Annotated in this window: 14 protein-coding genes; 11 read left to right on the forward strand and 3 right to left on the reverse strand. The window is 69.8% G+C overall.

The window, feature by feature from the left end; genetic code table 11:
* Positions 1-4: 4 nt before the first annotated feature.
* The 10 genes from QWY84_RS11805 to QWY84_RS11850 all read left to right on the forward strand — a co-directional run bounded on the left by QWY84_RS11805 (position 5) and on the right by QWY84_RS11850 (position 8,824).
* Positions 5-844, forward strand: coding sequence for a MinD/ParA family protein (locus QWY84_RS11805; RefSeq protein ID WP_290202913.1), 840 nt, complete (start codon positions 5-7; stop codon positions 842-844).
* Positions 841-1,569 carry an RNA polymerase sigma factor FliA gene (locus tag QWY84_RS11810; RefSeq protein WP_290202914.1) on the forward strand — a complete coding sequence of 243 codons (729 nt, stop codon included), beginning with the start codon at positions 841-843 and terminating at the stop codon, positions 1,567-1,569. Before QWY84_RS11805 ends, QWY84_RS11810 begins: the two co-directional genes overlap by 4 nt.
* A 157-nt stretch (positions 1,570-1,726) precedes the next feature.
* Complete coding sequence (cheY, locus tag QWY84_RS11815; RefSeq protein ID WP_290202915.1) at positions 1,727-2,104, forward strand: chemotaxis response regulator CheY; 378 nt, start codon at positions 1,727-1,729, stop codon at positions 2,102-2,104.
* A 13-nt stretch (positions 2,105-2,117) separates the two neighbouring features.
* Entirely contained in the window at positions 2,118-2,882 is a 765-nt protein-coding gene (locus QWY84_RS11820; RefSeq protein ID WP_290202916.1) for a protein phosphatase CheZ, read from the forward strand.
* Between the two features lie 74 nt (positions 2,883-2,956).
* Complete coding sequence (locus QWY84_RS11825) at positions 2,957-5,146, forward strand: chemotaxis protein CheA (protein WP_290202917.1); 2,190 nt, start codon at positions 2,957-2,959, stop codon at positions 5,144-5,146.
* 48 nt (positions 5,147-5,194) lie between these two features.
* Complete coding sequence (locus QWY84_RS11830) at positions 5,195-6,280, forward strand: protein-glutamate methylesterase/protein-glutamine glutaminase (protein WP_290202918.1); 1,086 nt, start codon at positions 5,195-5,197, stop codon at positions 6,278-6,280.
* A gap of 15 nt (positions 6,281-6,295) precedes the next feature.
* Positions 6,296-7,093: a ParA family protein gene (locus QWY84_RS11835; protein ID WP_290202919.1), complete on the forward strand. Its 798-nt coding sequence runs from the start codon at positions 6,296-6,298 to the stop codon at positions 7,091-7,093.
* Positions 7,086-7,856, forward strand: a complete 771-nt coding sequence (locus tag QWY84_RS11840) for a chemotaxis protein CheW (RefSeq protein ID WP_290202920.1) — start codon at positions 7,086-7,088, stop codon at positions 7,854-7,856. Before QWY84_RS11835 ends, QWY84_RS11840 begins: the two co-directional genes overlap by 8 nt.
* A gap of 82 nt (positions 7,857-7,938) precedes the next feature.
* Positions 7,939-8,433 carry a chemotaxis protein CheW gene (locus QWY84_RS11845; protein ID WP_290202921.1) on the forward strand — a complete coding sequence of 165 codons (495 nt, stop codon included), beginning with the start codon at positions 7,939-7,941 and terminating at the stop codon, positions 8,431-8,433.
* A 7-nt stretch (positions 8,434-8,440) separates the two neighbouring features.
* Positions 8,441-8,824 (forward strand): DUF2802 domain-containing protein, encoded by a 384-nt coding sequence (locus QWY84_RS11850; RefSeq protein WP_290202922.1) that lies wholly within the window; start codon positions 8,441-8,443, stop codon positions 8,822-8,824.
* 43 nt (positions 8,825-8,867) lie between these two features.
* Here QWY84_RS11850 and QWY84_RS11855 read toward each other — a convergent pair whose 3' ends face one another.
* Both QWY84_RS11855 and fliK read right to left on the reverse strand, forming a co-directional pair.
* Positions 8,868-9,164 (reverse strand): EscU/YscU/HrcU family type III secretion system export apparatus switch protein, encoded by a 297-nt coding sequence (locus QWY84_RS11855; RefSeq protein WP_290202923.1) that lies wholly within the window; start codon positions 9,162-9,164, stop codon positions 8,868-8,870.
* Complete coding sequence (fliK, locus tag QWY84_RS11860) at positions 9,151-10,341, reverse strand: flagellar hook-length control protein FliK (RefSeq protein WP_290202924.1); 1,191 nt, start codon at positions 10,339-10,341, stop codon at positions 9,151-9,153. Before fliK ends, QWY84_RS11855 begins: the two co-directional genes overlap by 14 nt.
* A 143-nt stretch (positions 10,342-10,484) precedes the next feature.
* Between fliK and QWY84_RS11865 the strand changes: the two genes are divergently transcribed.
* Positions 10,485-11,393: a GGDEF domain-containing protein gene (locus QWY84_RS11865; RefSeq protein WP_290202925.1), complete on the forward strand. Its 909-nt coding sequence runs from the start codon at positions 10,485-10,487 to the stop codon at positions 11,391-11,393.
* A 20-nt stretch (positions 11,394-11,413) separates the two neighbouring features.
* Here QWY84_RS11865 and QWY84_RS11870 read toward each other — a convergent pair whose 3' ends face one another.
* Positions 11,414-13,096 carry an AAA family ATPase gene (locus QWY84_RS11870; protein ID WP_290202926.1) on the reverse strand — a complete coding sequence of 561 codons (1,683 nt, stop codon included), beginning with the start codon at positions 13,094-13,096 and terminating at the stop codon, positions 11,414-11,416.
* Positions 13,097-13,183 lie beyond the last annotated feature (87 nt).

A 13,183-nucleotide genomic window follows, 5' to 3' on the forward strand; every position in this document is an offset into this window, starting at 1 on the left:
GCGAATGAGCAACCCGAAACCGGTAAAGGTTATCGCGGTGGCCAGCGGCAAGGGAGGCGTCGGCAAGAGCAGCGTATCCGTGAACCTGGCCGTGGCCCTGGCGACGGCGGGCAACCGGGTGCTGCTCATGGACGCGGACCTGGGGCTGGCGAACGTGGATGTGCTGCTGGGCCTCAGCCCGCGGTACAACCTGGGCCACGTCCTCGACGGCGAGGCGGAGCTGGAGGAGATCCTGGTCGAGGGGCCGGGAGGCATCCAGATCATTCCTGCCTCGTCCGGCACCAAGCGCATGGCGGAGCTCGGGCCGGCGGAGAACGCCGGGCTCATCCGCAGCTTCAGCGAGCTCAGCGGCGACTGGGACTACCTGGTCATCGACACCGCCGCCGGGATCGCCGACAGCGTCATCAGCTTCGCGCGGGCCGCCCGGGAAGTGCTGGTGGTGGCCTGCGACGAGCCGTCGTCCATCACGGACGCCTACGCCCTGATCAAGGTGCTGCATCGCGACTACGGTGTCGAGCGGGTGCACATGGTGGCGAACATGGTCTCCAGCGCGTCCGAGGGCCAGGAGCTTCACGGCAAGCTGGCGCGCGTGTGCGAGCGCTATCTCGATCTCACCGTGGCCTACATGGGAGCGATTCCGCGGGATGACGCCATGCGCAAGGCGGTCCAGCGGCAGCAGGCGGTGGTGACGGCCTATCCCGGCAGCCCGGCGGGGCGCGCCTACAGGGAGATGGCGAAGCGCGTCGAGAAGCTGCCTCTGCCGGGCCGGGTGGAGGGCCACCTGGAATTCTTCGTGGAACGGCTGGTGCAGTACAACGCCCAGGGCGGGGAGGTGGTGCAATGAAACCGCGGGCGGCCCTGTACTCCGAAATCCAGGCGCAGAACAGCGAGAACGACCTGCTGGTGCAGCACGCACCGCTGGTCAAGCGGATCGCCCACCACATGCTCGCGCGCCTGCCGGACAGCGTGCAGCTGGAGGACCTCATCCAGTCCGGCATGATTGGGCTGCTGGAGGCGGCGCGCCAGTTCGACTCCTCCCAGGGCGCTAGCTTCACTACCTACGCCGGCATCCGCATCCGGGGCGCCATGCTCGACGAGATCCGCCGGCTGGACTGGACGCCGCGCTCGGTCCACCGGCGGGGCCGGGAGGTGGCCCAGGCCGCCCGGGAGATCGAGAACCGTACCGGCCGGGATGCCCGGGACAGCGAGATCATGGAAGCGCTGGGAATGACTGCCGACGACTACTACCAGGTGCTCCACGACGTCTCCACGGCGCGGCTTTTCAGCCTCGACGAGGCCTCGCCGAGTACCGGCGAGGCCCGGGAGCCGGAAAGCGACGACGACGGCCCGGCCCGCCGGCTCGAGGATGCAGGATTCCGCCAGGCCCTGGCCGAGGCCATTGCCGGACTGCCGGAGCGCGAGCAGCTGGTGATGTCGCTGTACTACGAGCAGGAGCTGAATCTGCGGGAGATCGGCGAAGTGCTCGGCGTCACGGAATCGCGGATCAGCCAGATCCACGGGCGGATCATGCTCAAGTTGAAGGACCGTCTTGCCGATTGGACGGGGTAGGAGATCCGTGGGTGAGCCGGCGCCCGGGTGCCGGAACTGCGCCGTGGTTGGCAGACGACACGGGTTATCGCGGGCAGCATGGCGTTCATCTGCCCCAGCAGCACACCCGGTGACTCGATCAACGCAAAGGTGAGTGACAGTGAGTCAGGACAAGAACATGAAGATCCTCATCGTGGACGACTTCTCCACGATGCGGCGCATCATCAAGAACCTGCTGCGCGATCTCGGCTACAACAACACGGCCGAGGCGGACGACGGCAACACGGCGCTGCCGATGCTCAAGAAGGGCGGGTTCGATTTCCTCGTTACCGACTGGAACATGCCGGGCATGGACGGCCTGCAGCTGCTCAAGAACGTGCGCGCCGAGGAGGATCTCAAGACCCTGCCGGTGCTGATGGTCACGGCGGAGTCGAAGCGCGAGCAGATCATCGAGGCCGCTCAGGCCGGGGTCAACGGCTACATCGTCAAGCCGTTCACCGCCGCCACGCTGAAGGAGAAGATCGACAAGATCTTCGAGCGCATCGAGTCGGCCTGACAAGGAGCCGTGAATGAGCACCGAAACCATGGATCTCGAGCAGTACGCCGACAAGGCGCGCGAGCTGCTCACCGCCATCGAGGCGGGCGACAGGGAAGAGGTCGGGCAGCGCCTCGATGAGCTCACCCGCTTGCGCGAGACCGAGCTGTTCCGGGAGGTGGGCAAGCTCACCCGGGAGCTCCACGAGGCGCTGAAGACGTTCCGCACGGACAATCGCCTGGGCGATCTGGTAGCCACCGAGATCCCGGACGCCCAGGACCGGCTCAATCATGTCATCGAGCTCACGGAGAACGCGGCGCACCGGACGCTGACGGCCCTTGAGGAATCCCTGGAGACGCTCTCGGGCATCGGCAGCGAAGGCCGGGAGCTGGCCGCGGAGTGGCAGCGCTTTCGCCAGCGCGAGATGGCGGCGCCGGAGTTCCGCGAGCTCAGCAAGCGCATGGACGACTTCTTCGAGCGCCTCCAGCGCGAGAGCGACGAGGTCCACGGCAAGCTCACGGACGCCCTCATGGCGCAGGACTACCAGGACCTCACCGGACAGATCATCCGGCGGGTGATGAAGCTCGTGAAGGAAGTCGAGGACGGACTGGTCTCGCTCATCTCCCTTTCGGCGCCGCAGCGGGGTACGGAAGAGCGGAAAGCTGCCGATAACAAGACCGGTGAAGGGACTGGCGACGGTACAACCCTGGAGGGGCCGCAGGTCCCCGGGCACGAGTCCGACACCGCGGTCAGCGGGCAGGACGAGGTGGATGACCTCCTCTCCAGCCTCGGCTTCTGAGGACGGTGACAGCAGCGGTTTGACGACGGCTCCGGAACGGCGGCGATCGGGTTCCGGAATCGGTTGGGGGCGGTATGGCAACTGACACGCAAGACGAGATCGTGCGCGACTTCCTGGTGGAGTCCAGGGAAATCCTGGATGAGCTGGGCGAGCAGCTGGTGCAGCTGGAGCGCAAGCCGGAGCAGCAGGATCTGCTGCACGCGGTGTTCCGCGGCTTCCACACCATCAAGGGCGGGGCCGGCTTCCTGGGATTCGATCCACTGGTGGATATCTGCCACCGCACGGAGGATCTCTTCAACCTCCTGCGCAACGGCGAGCGCCAGGTCACCCCGGAGCTCATGGACTACGTGCTGCGCGCGCTGGACGTGGTCAACAACCAGTTCGCCGATCTCGAGAACGGTGACGATCCGCGGTCGGCCCCGGAGGATCTCCTGCGCGCCCTGGAGCGGCTGCAGGAAGAGGAGCATCTGGGCGACGGCGACTCCGGCGGCGCGGAAACTGCGCCGGCCGCTGGCGCGCAGCCGGCGGCCAGCGACGCACCGGCGCAAGGCGGCGACGACATCACCGAGGAGGAGTTCGAGGCCCTGCTGGATGCCATGGACGAGGACAAGCAGGAACCGGCAGCGCCTTCGACGGACGACGGCGGCGCGGCCGGCGCGGAAGACGGCGACGACATCACCGAGGACGAATTCGAGAAGGTGCTGGACCAGCTGCACGGGCCGGGCAAGCACCAGGGCGTGCCGGAGGCGGGTGACCCGCCGGCACCGTCCCGCTCCCAGGGTGACGGCGATGACGAGATTACCGAAGAGGAGTTCGAGAAGGTCCTCGACCAGCTCTACGGTCCCGGCCAGGCACCGACCAACGCCGCCGGCGGAGCCGCCGGCAGCGCGTCGGCCCAGTCGGCGGCTGCGGGTACGCAGCCGGCGGAGGCCCCGGCCCGTGCAGCGGATTCCGGCGCGGCGGCCGGGGACAAGCCGTCCTCGGCGAAGCCTGCCGCCGGCTCGGGCGGTGGCGGCGGCGGTAACCAGGACGGCGGCGGCAACGCCGGTGGCGGCGGTGGCGGCGGCGCCAAGGGTGGCGGCGATACCTCCGTACGCGTGGACACCAGCAAGCTCGACGACATCATGAACCTGGTGGGGGAGCTGGTGCTGGTGCGCAACCGCCTGAGCACCATCCGCTCCCAGTACGAAGACGAGCGCATGGGACAGGCCGTGGCCGACCTGGAGCTGGTCACCTCCGATCTCCAGAGTGCGGTCATGAAGACCCGCATGCAGCCCATCAAGAAGGTCTTCGGGCGTTTCCCGCGGCAGGTGCGGGATCTCGCGCGCAGCCTGGGCAAGGAAGTGGACCTGCAGATGTCCGGCGAGGAGACCGACCTGGACAAGAATCTCGTGGAGGCCCTGGCGGACCCGCTGGTCCACTTGGTGCGCAACTCCGTCGATCACGGCATCGAGCCACCGGAGGACCGCCGCGCGGCGGGCAAGCCCAGCCAGGGCGTGCTGCGCCTGTCCGCCGAGCAGGAAGGCGACCACATCCTGCTGGTGATCGCCGACGACGGCAAGGGCATGGACCCCGAGGCGCTGCGGAGCAAGGTGGTGGAGAAGGGGCTGATGGACCGCGAGTCGGCCAACCGCCTGGACGAGAAGGACTGCTTCAATCTCATCTTCATGCCCGGGTTTTCCACCAAGGCCGAGATCTCCGATGTCTCCGGCCGGGGCGTGGGCATGGACGTGGTCAAGACCAAGATCTCCCAGCTCAACGGCACCGTGGATATCGACTCGGCGCCGGGCCGCGGGACCACGCTGCGCGTTAAGGTGCCGCTGACCCTGGCCATCCTGCCCACCCTCATGGTGCGCATGCGCGGGCGCAAGTTCGCGCTGCCCATGTCCGTGGTCAGCGAGATCTTCGAGCTGGAGATGAACAAGACCAAGGTGGTGGACAACCGCCGCGTGGTCATGGTGCGGCGCAAGGCCATGCCGCTGTTCTTCCTGGAACGCTGGATCGACTCCATCGGCAGCCTGGAGACCAAGGATCCCAACGCCGCCCGCGAGGAGCAGCAGGTGGTGACCGTGAACGTGGGCAACCAGACCGTCGGGTTCGTGGTGGACGACGTCATCGGCCTGGAGGAGGTGGTGATCAAGCCGCTGGGCAGCATGCTCCAGGGCCTGCCCGGGCTTGCCGGCTCCACCATCACCGGGGACGGCAGCATTGCCCTGATCATCGATATCCCGAGCCTGGTCAAGACATTCGGCTCCAGCATGTAGGCTCGCAGCCCGGGGCCGGAGAGGCTCGGCAGATCCCAGGAGAGATGCGTGGCGAAACGCGTATTGATCGTTGATGACTCCGGATTCTTCCGGAGACGAATCAAGGAAATGCTGTCCGCGGATCGCGGCCTGGAAGTGGTGGGCGAGGCCGCGGACGGCCGTCAGGCGGTGGAGGAGGCCGTCCGCCTGAAGCCGGACGTGATCACCATGGACATCGAGATGCCGGTGCTGGACGGCATCTCCGCCGTGCGGGAGATCATGCAGCGCCAGCCGACGCCGGTGCTGATGTTCTCGTCGCTGACATTCGAGGGCGCGCGGGCGACGCTGGACGCCCTGGAAGCAGGGGCGGTGGACTTCCTGCCCAAGCGCTTCTCGGACATCTCCTCCAATGCCGAGACGGCCCGCAAGCAACTGCAGGACCGCGTGCGCACGGTGGCGCGCGGGGCGAGGCCGAGCCCGGCCGGGCCCCGGGCGCGGCCGGCGAGCGCGCCGCCGGAGACCGGCGCGCCGGCGCGGCGCGAGACCACGGCCCCGGCCCGGCGCGCTCCCGCCGGTCCCGCGGTGCGCGATCTGGATCTGGTGGTCATCGGCGCCTCCACCGGCGGGCCGGTCGCCCTGCAGCGCGTCCTGGCAGCGCTGCCGGCGGGCTTTCCCCTGCCGATCCTGCTGGTGCAGCACATGCCGGCGAACTTCACCACCGCATTCGCGCAGCGCGTGGACAGCATGTCGCGGCTGAACGTGCGCGAGGCCGCCGACGGTGATGCCCTGGTGGCCGGCACGGCGCTGCTCGCGCCCGGCGGCATGCACATGGGCGTGCGCCGGCGTGGCGGCAACCTGGCGGTGTACACGGTGGAGCCCCGCGAGGGCGAGTTCTACAAGCCCAGCGTGGACGTCGCCCTGCGGGAGGCCACTCGTGCCTGCGGCGGGCGGGTGCTCGGGGTGATCCTGACCGGCATGGGGGCCGACGGCTGCGAGGGCGCCCGGGAGCTCAAGCGCCAGAAGGGGTACATCTGGTCCCAGGACGAGGCGACCAGCGTGATTTACGGTATGCCCGGCGCGGTGGCGCGGGCCGGGCTCACGGATCGCGAGCTGCCCGTGAGCGAGATCGGCGAGGCGCTGGCGCGCCTGTCGTAATCAAGGTTGATGAGCATGCGTACCTGGGCGGTTTCCAATCAGAAGGGCGGGGTGGGCAAGACCACCACGGCGGTGAGCCTGGCGGGGCTGCTGAGCAACCGCGGCGAGTCCGTGCTGCTGGTGGATCTCGACCCCCACGGGTCCATGACGGCTCATTTCGGCTATGACCCCGACGACATCTCGCCCAGTGTCTACGACCTTTTCCATGACACGCTGGACCCGGGGGAGATTCCCATGCTCCTGCGGGACACGGGGGTCGAGCGCATCCGCCTGCTGCCGGCCAGCACCGCCCTGGCGACGCTGGACCGACAGCTGGGGACGCGCCACGGCAAGGGGCTGGTGATCCGCAATACCGTCCGGGCACTGGCGGACCGGTTCGACACCGTGTGCATCGATTGTCCGCCCATGCTGGGCGTGCTCATGGTCAACGCCCTGGCCGCCTGTGACGAGCTGCTGGTGCCCGTGCAGACGGAGTTCCTGGCCCTCAAGGGGCTGGAGCGGATGATCCGCACGCTGGAGATGATCCAGCGCTCCCGCAAGGCGGAGCTGCCCTACCGGGTGGTGCCGACCCTGTTCGACCGCCGTACCCGGGAGTCCGTGGGGGCGCTCCGGGAGCTGCGCGAGCAATACGGCGACGCCGTCTGGGAAGGTGCCATTCCCGTGGATACGCGCTTCCGCGAGGCAAGCCGCAACGGTGTGCCCCTGACGGTGGCGCAGCCCTGGTCCCGGGGCAGCCAGGCATACCGCAGGCTGCTGGAGTCCCTCCTCGAGGAGGAGGCGGCGGCGACCGCGGAGGCAGTGGGCCATGATTGACAGCACGGCACGCAGGCAGGAGACCCTCGTGGAGCAGCAGGACGCCATCCGGGACTACCTGGATGCGCTCCTGCAGGACATCCCCGAGGACATGCCGGAGGCGGACGAGCCGGCTGCCCCGGCGGAGCCCGTCCCGGCCCCGGAAGAGGCGGTGCCATCGCCGCCCCCGGCGACGGCACCGGAGCCGGCCGAGGACGCGCCGGAACCGACCGCGGTGGCTGCACCGGAAGCGGAGATCCGGCAGCCGGCGGCGGAGGAGCAACCGGGGCCGGCGGACATGCCCCCGCCCGAGGAGGTTCGCGAAGGGCCCGAGCGCGAGCCGGAGGCCATGCAGGCGCTGTTCTTCGACGTCGGCGGCCTGCGCCTGGCGGTGCCGCTGACGGAGCTGCACAGCGTCGTACCCTGGACGGAGGTGGACGTCACCCCCATGCCGCGACAGCCGGACTGGCACTGGGGCCTGATGCGCTATCGCGGCCGCAACGTCCGGGTGATCGACACCGCGACCATGGTCCTGCCGCCGGACAAGCGCAATACCGACGAGGCGCGGGCCGAGCCGCGGCACATCCTGGTGGTGGGCGACGGCAGCTGGGGCCTCGCCTGCCACGACATCGGCGATGTCGTGCGGCTGGGCGCCGACGAGGTCAAGTGGCGCCGGCGCGGCAGCGCCCGGCCGTGGCTGGCGGGAACGGTGATCAATCACCTGAGTGCCGTGATCGACACCAGCGCGTTCGCGCGCATGCTGGACAGCGAGACGTCCCGGTGACGACCCGCCCGGTTCAGGCTCATGCCCCGGGCAACCCTGCCGATACAGGCACAGAGATGGATAACGCAAGCGGAGGCCCGTCATGGCGCAGCAATACGCGCAGGCAGAACAGCAGCAGGAGTACCAGGGGGCGCTGACGCAGTGGGTGACGTTCTCCCTGGAGGACGAGACCTACGGCATCGACGTCATGCGGGTGCAGGAAGTGCTGCCCATGAGCGAGATCGCGCCGGTGCCCGGAGCGCCGCCCTACGTGCTGGGCATCATCAATCTGCGCGGCAACGTGGTCACCGTCATCGACACCCGCATGCGTTTCGGCCTGCCGCCGCGGGAGACGGACAACGCCAGCCGCATCGTGGTCATCGAGACCGGCGACCAGGTCGCGGGCATCCTGGTGGACAGCGTCGCCGAGGTCATCAACGTCCGCGAGGACGAGGTGGATACCGCGCCCAATGTGGGCAACGAGGACTCCTCCCGCTACATTTACGGGGTCGTCAGCCGCGGCGATGAGCTGCTCATCCTCGTGGACGTGAACAAGCTCCTCAGCCGTGATGAATGGGAAGAGGTGAGCTCGCTGTAGCCCCGATATGACGCTGCCCCTGCTTGTCGCCGTCGCCGCACTCGTCGTGGCCGTGGGCGCCGCCGCCCTGGCCCTGCGGCACGTGCGCCGCATCGAGGCCCGCCTGACCGGGCTGCGGGACGAGCGGCGGCGGCTCATGGAGGCCGTGGAGGGGCTGTCGTCCGGGGCCGTGTCCCAGGGCGAGCGCATCGCCCGGGTGGAGCAGGAGCTGCGCCGTCTCAAGGAGCGACTGAGCATGCTGGGCTCTAGGGAGAGCGGCAGCGAGGCCTTCGAGCAGGCCATCCGCATGGCCCGCAAGGGGCAGCCGGCGGAGGAGATCGCCGAGGCCTGCGGGCTCAGCAGGGTCGAGGCGGACCTGGTGGTCCTGATCCACCAGGAAGGCGGCGGCTGAGGCTATCGGCCGATCCGCATGCCCCGCCGGAGCGCGCCACCGGCTACGGCGATGTCCCGTCCGTGTCGCCCGGCGCCTTGCCCTTGAGCAGGTAGGCGAAGGCGATCACCTCGGCCACCACCCGGTACAGCCGTTCCGGAATCTCTTCATCCACTTCCAGCTGCGAGAGAATCCGCGCCAGGGTCCGGTCCTCGTGCAGCGGCACGTCGTGCTCCCGGGCCAGGGCGATGATCTCCTCGGCGAGGGCGTCGGCTCCCTTGGCACTGACCGTCGGCGCGCCTTCGCCGTCGTATTCCAGCGCGATGGCCAGGCGGCGGCGGGGATCGTCATGCCTGCTCATCGACCACGCCCTGCCACGGGGTAGGTGCCGCCGGCTGCTCCGGGGCGGGGGGCTGCCCCTCGGCGCAGGACAGGCTGGCCACGCGCAGGCCCAGGGCCTCCAGCCGCTCGCCGAGGGTCTCCAGGTGCCGCTCCAGGAAACGGGCGGTGCCGGGCTGCTCGGCCCACCAGGTGGCCGATACGGCCTCGGGGGACAGGTGGATGACGGCGTGCATCGGCCCCAGCCGGTCGAAGTTGAAGCTCACCATGACCCGCCAGGTGCGCTCGCCGTCGTCGTCACCCTCCGTGCCTTCCTGCTCCTCCATGCGGAACTGCAGCAGGTCCACCTGTTGCTCGTCGCGCACGGGCAGCTCGAAGAACAACGGCAGTGCGTCGCCGGCAAGCAGCGCCAGCTGGTTGAGCTGAAGGCGCGCCAGGCTGCTGTCCCCCTGGCGGGCCAGGTCGGCCAGGGCCTCGGCCATGGTGCCGCCGCCGGCCAGGGTCGGCAGCTGGGGCGGTGGCGGCGGGCTGGCGCGGGTCTGTGCGCCCGGCGGCGGCATGCTGTCGCCCCCCGACGGCCGCGGCCGCGCGTCCAGCGCCTGGAAGACGTGCTTGAGGAGGTTGGCCAGTTGGGCCTTGTGATCGGACCGGATCACCCCGGGCGGCTCGTTGCCCGCGGCAACGGCGGCAAGGCGACGCTCCAGCCGCAAGCCGCTGTCGGCAACGGCTTGCCGCAGGCCTTCGGGCTGGCTCACCTGGGCGCGGTCCGGCAGGGCCTGCCAGATCTGGCGCAGCGCCTTGTGGACCGGCTCGGGCAGCGTCGGCATGCCGTCGGTCCGGTTGGCGGCGTAAGAAACATTGGCGAGGAGACCGGCGCTGTTGCCCTGCCGGCCGATGTGCTCGCGCATGGCATCTGTCGCCGGATTGCCACGCTCCGGCGAGAGAATGCGCAGGGTGAGGGTGCCGGAATCCTGACGCAGCACCTGCACCTGTAATCGGTCCCCGGCCTGCACCGGCTGCTCCGTGCGGGCCTGCAGGACCTGCTGTCCGATCTGCAGGCTGAGCCGGCCGTCGCTGCGGACCCCCGTGCGTGCAACCGCCTCCAGCACCTGGCCGGCCTCGAAGTTGCGCGTGGCCGCCGCCGGCGCGTCCGTGACGCGGAGCAGGGCGGCCGCGGGAGTATTTGCGGGGGTCAGCATGTCGGAGTCATCAGCGCTGCGCGCCACGTGGCATGTGCATGTATGCCGAGCATAGCAGGCGACGTGCCGTGCGGGGCAGGGTTTGCCTGGCACGCCTTTCGCATGCCGGGAGTGCGGTGACACTGACAGGAGGCGGCAAGACGATGGCACAGCAGCACGGTTCCGTGGCGAACGGCTCCGATCCCTCCGCGACGGTGATTCCCCTGGGCACCGATCAGAAGATGCCGGTGGATCAGGCGTGGCAGGTGGTGTCCCGTCTCATGGGGTGTCTCGAGCTGGAGTCACTGATCGCGACGTTCCGCGAGGTTGCTGGCCAGCTCTTCGACTGCGCAGGGGTCTCCTATACGCCTCCGGACGATGACGGCGGCGACGCGATCGTGTGCGGCGATCTCGCCGACCACCAGGCCCAGTACGGCCTGCGTACCAGTGATGATCACCTGGGCGTGCTGACACTGCATGCGCACCGGCCCCTCGGGGCCGGCGACCTGGCGCGGGTGGAGCAGTGCATCGGCCTGCTGGTTACGCCGCTGCGCAATGCGCTGCGATACGAGGCGGCGCTGCGGCAGGCCCGGACGGACCCGTTGTCGGGGCTGCTGAACCGCACCACCATGCACGAGAGCCTGGCGCGGGAAGTACGGCTCGCGCGCCGGCACGACGAGTCCTTCTGCATCCTTTCCCTGGACCTGGATGATTTCAAGGCCGTCAACGATACCTACGGGCATGCCGCCGGCGACACCGTTCTCCAGGACGTGGCCGCGCTGCTGGGCCGCTGTGCCCGGGAGAGCGATCTGCTGTTCCGGGTCGGCGGCGACGAGTTCATGGTCGCGCTGAGCCACACCAGCCTGGCGGGGGCGAGGCTGCTGGCGGAGCGGATCCGGCGCGCCGTCAGCCGTACGTCGTTCACGCACGACGGCGAAGTGTTGCCGGTACACGTCAGTGTCGGCGTGACGGCACTGCAGCCGGGCGACACCGTGGACGGAATGCTGCGGCGGGTGGACGGTGCGCTGTACAGCGCCAAGAATGCCGGGCGTGACCAGGTCGTGTTCGTCTGAACCGGGTAGCGCGCAGCGCTCTAGCCCCCGTCGAGGCCCTGGATCCGCCGGATCCAGGGGTCGTTCTCGCGCAATGCCTCCGGCAGGTTGTCCCGGCTCGCCCGGGCCTGCTGCCGCTCCGCCTCGGCGCCGGTGACCACGATGTACCAGTCGCGGCCGTCGCGTTGCGTGCGCAGAAGGTGGAGGTCCCGGTCGGTCTCCCGTGCCTGCAGCCAGTCGAGGACCGTCTCCCCGCTGTATGCCCCCACCAGCTGGATGGTCCAGGCCTCGCCCGGTTGCGCCTCCCGCCAGCGGCGACCCTCGGCGAGCGCGCGTGCCAGCGGCGAGGTCGCTTCCCGGTCGTCCCGCCGGGGCTCGTCGGTTGTTTCCGCCGCGGATTCCCCGTCTGATTCCTCGGCCGGTGCCTCGGCGGACTGCGTCGTGGTCCCGGCCTCCGGCGTCGACCCGGCGGGCTCGCCGCCGTTGCGGTCCTCGGGGCCACTGTCCTGCGCGGCCTCCCCGGATTCGCCGCCGCCCGTGGCTGTGTCGTCCGGGTCCTGGGCCGCTGTCGAAGGCGCCTCTTCGGCGTCCTGCTCCCCGTCTGCAGGTGTGCCGGCGGCGCTTTCCTCCGTGCCCGGGTCCGTGAAGGCGAAGTCGTCGGAGTTGCCGATCCGGTCCACCGCGTCGTCGCCGGCGGAGCCGTCGTCGGCCGGGGCGGGGCGCGCCTCATCGGCGTCGCCGTCCGCCATGCTGCTGTCGTCCGCCGCGCCATCGCCCGACGTGCCGTCGCCCGATGCGTCGTCGGCCGCGGCGATCTCCCGGTCTTCGATGGTTACCGTCTCCGGCTCCTGGGGTTCGTCGCCACCCAGCCAGGCCAGGATCAGAAGGGCGGCGACCAGGGCGGCCATGGCGGCGGACACCAAGGTAATGCTGCGCCGCGAGCCAAGGCGATCCAGGGCGGTGGGCGGGCGCCTGCGGGCGGACGCGGCGGCTTGCTCCCCGGCGAGCTGCTTGCGCGCCGCCTGGAGGATCAGCCCCGGTCGGCCGCCGCTGGCCGCATGAATGGCCTCCACGTCCAGGGTCCCCAGAAGGTGCCCCTGGCCGTCGCCGTCCGCCTTCAGGGCCTGCTCCAGGAAGGCCCGTGTTCCGGCCCGCTCCAGGCCGTGCAGAGGCACCGTGACGGCGGTTCCTTCGCCGGTTCCGGCGTGCTCGTCGACCCGAAGGGCCAGGCGGGGGGATCCCGCCAGGAGCAGGCCCAGCGCGTGAGCGCCTTCGGCCCGGGTCTCCTCGCGGAAGGCGAGCAGGCCGGCGAGCAAATCATCGTCGGTGCTGTCGGCATCGTCCAGCGCCAGAACCGGCATTTCTCCGTTGCGGGTCATGGCGGCGATGCGTTCCACGGCATGCCGGCGCACCCGGTCGGGCGCCTCGGACGGTGCCGGCGGCAACTGGAGGTGCTCGAGCATGCCGACCAGCAGCTCCGTCAGGGTCAGGCCGGGTTCGGCATGAACGGCGTAGATCTGCAGGCCGTGGTCCCGGCGAGCCAGGACATGGCGCAGGAGGTGCGTTCGCCCGCTGCCGGGATCGCCCTCCAGGATGACGACCTGCTCGCCGAGCTGCAGATGCTGCAGCAGCAGGTTGGTCCGCGTTTCCCGCTCGCCGTCGCTGTAATGGAAACGCCCCTGGAGTGTTCCGGAAGGGGCGGCAGTCTCGCTGCGCTCCGACATGCCTGGTTCCTCGGTTGACCGCCCGGATGCGGAACGCAGTGTAACAGTTGACACCCCCGGGGGGCCTTCGTATCATGCGCGCCATCC

The sequence above is a fragment of the Aquisalimonas lutea genome, assembly GCF_030409225.1.
In the GTDB taxonomy this organism is placed as follows: domain Bacteria; phylum Pseudomonadota; class Gammaproteobacteria; order Nitrococcales; family Aquisalimonadaceae; genus Aquisalimonas; species Aquisalimonas lutea.

Bases quoted from the DNA above. Each gene is read 5' to 3' on its own strand.
- QWY84_RS11865 (WP_290202925.1), top strand. From the start codon at position 10,485: ATGGCACAGCAGCACGGTTCCGTGGCGAACGGCTCCGATCCCTCCGCG.
- QWY84_RS11805 (WP_290202913.1), top strand. From the start codon at position 5: ATGAGCAACCCGAAACCGGTAAAGGTTATCGCGGTGGCCAGCGGCAAG.
- QWY84_RS11810 (WP_290202914.1), top strand. From the start codon at position 841: ATGAAACCGCGGGCGGCCCTGTACTCCGAAATCCAGGCGCAGAACAGC.
- QWY84_RS11845 (WP_290202921.1), top strand. From the start codon at position 7,939: ATGGCGCAGCAATACGCGCAGGCAGAACAGCAGCAGGAGTACCAGGGG.
- QWY84_RS11820 (WP_290202916.1), top strand. From the start codon at position 2,118: ATGAGCACCGAAACCATGGATCTCGAGCAGTACGCCGACAAGGCGCGC.
- QWY84_RS11855 (WP_290202923.1), bottom strand. From the start codon at position 9,164: ATGAGCAGGCATGACGATCCCCGCCGCCGCCTGGCCATCGCGCTGGAA.
- fliK (WP_290202924.1), bottom strand. From the start codon at position 10,341: ATGCTGACCCCCGCAAATACTCCCGCGGCCGCCCTGCTCCGCGTCACG.
- QWY84_RS11825 (WP_290202917.1), top strand. From the start codon at position 2,957: ATGGCAACTGACACGCAAGACGAGATCGTGCGCGACTTCCTGGTGGAG.
- cheY (WP_290202915.1), top strand. From the start codon at position 1,727: ATGAAGATCCTCATCGTGGACGACTTCTCCACGATGCGGCGCATCATC.
- QWY84_RS11850 (WP_290202922.1), top strand. From the start codon at position 8,441: ATGACGCTGCCCCTGCTTGTCGCCGTCGCCGCACTCGTCGTGGCCGTG.
- QWY84_RS11870 (WP_290202926.1), bottom strand. From the start codon at position 13,096: ATGTCGGAGCGCAGCGAGACTGCCGCCCCTTCCGGAACACTCCAGGGG.
- QWY84_RS11835 (WP_290202919.1), top strand. From the start codon at position 6,296: ATGCGTACCTGGGCGGTTTCCAATCAGAAGGGCGGGGTGGGCAAGACC.
- QWY84_RS11840 (WP_290202920.1), top strand. From the start codon at position 7,086: ATGATTGACAGCACGGCACGCAGGCAGGAGACCCTCGTGGAGCAGCAG.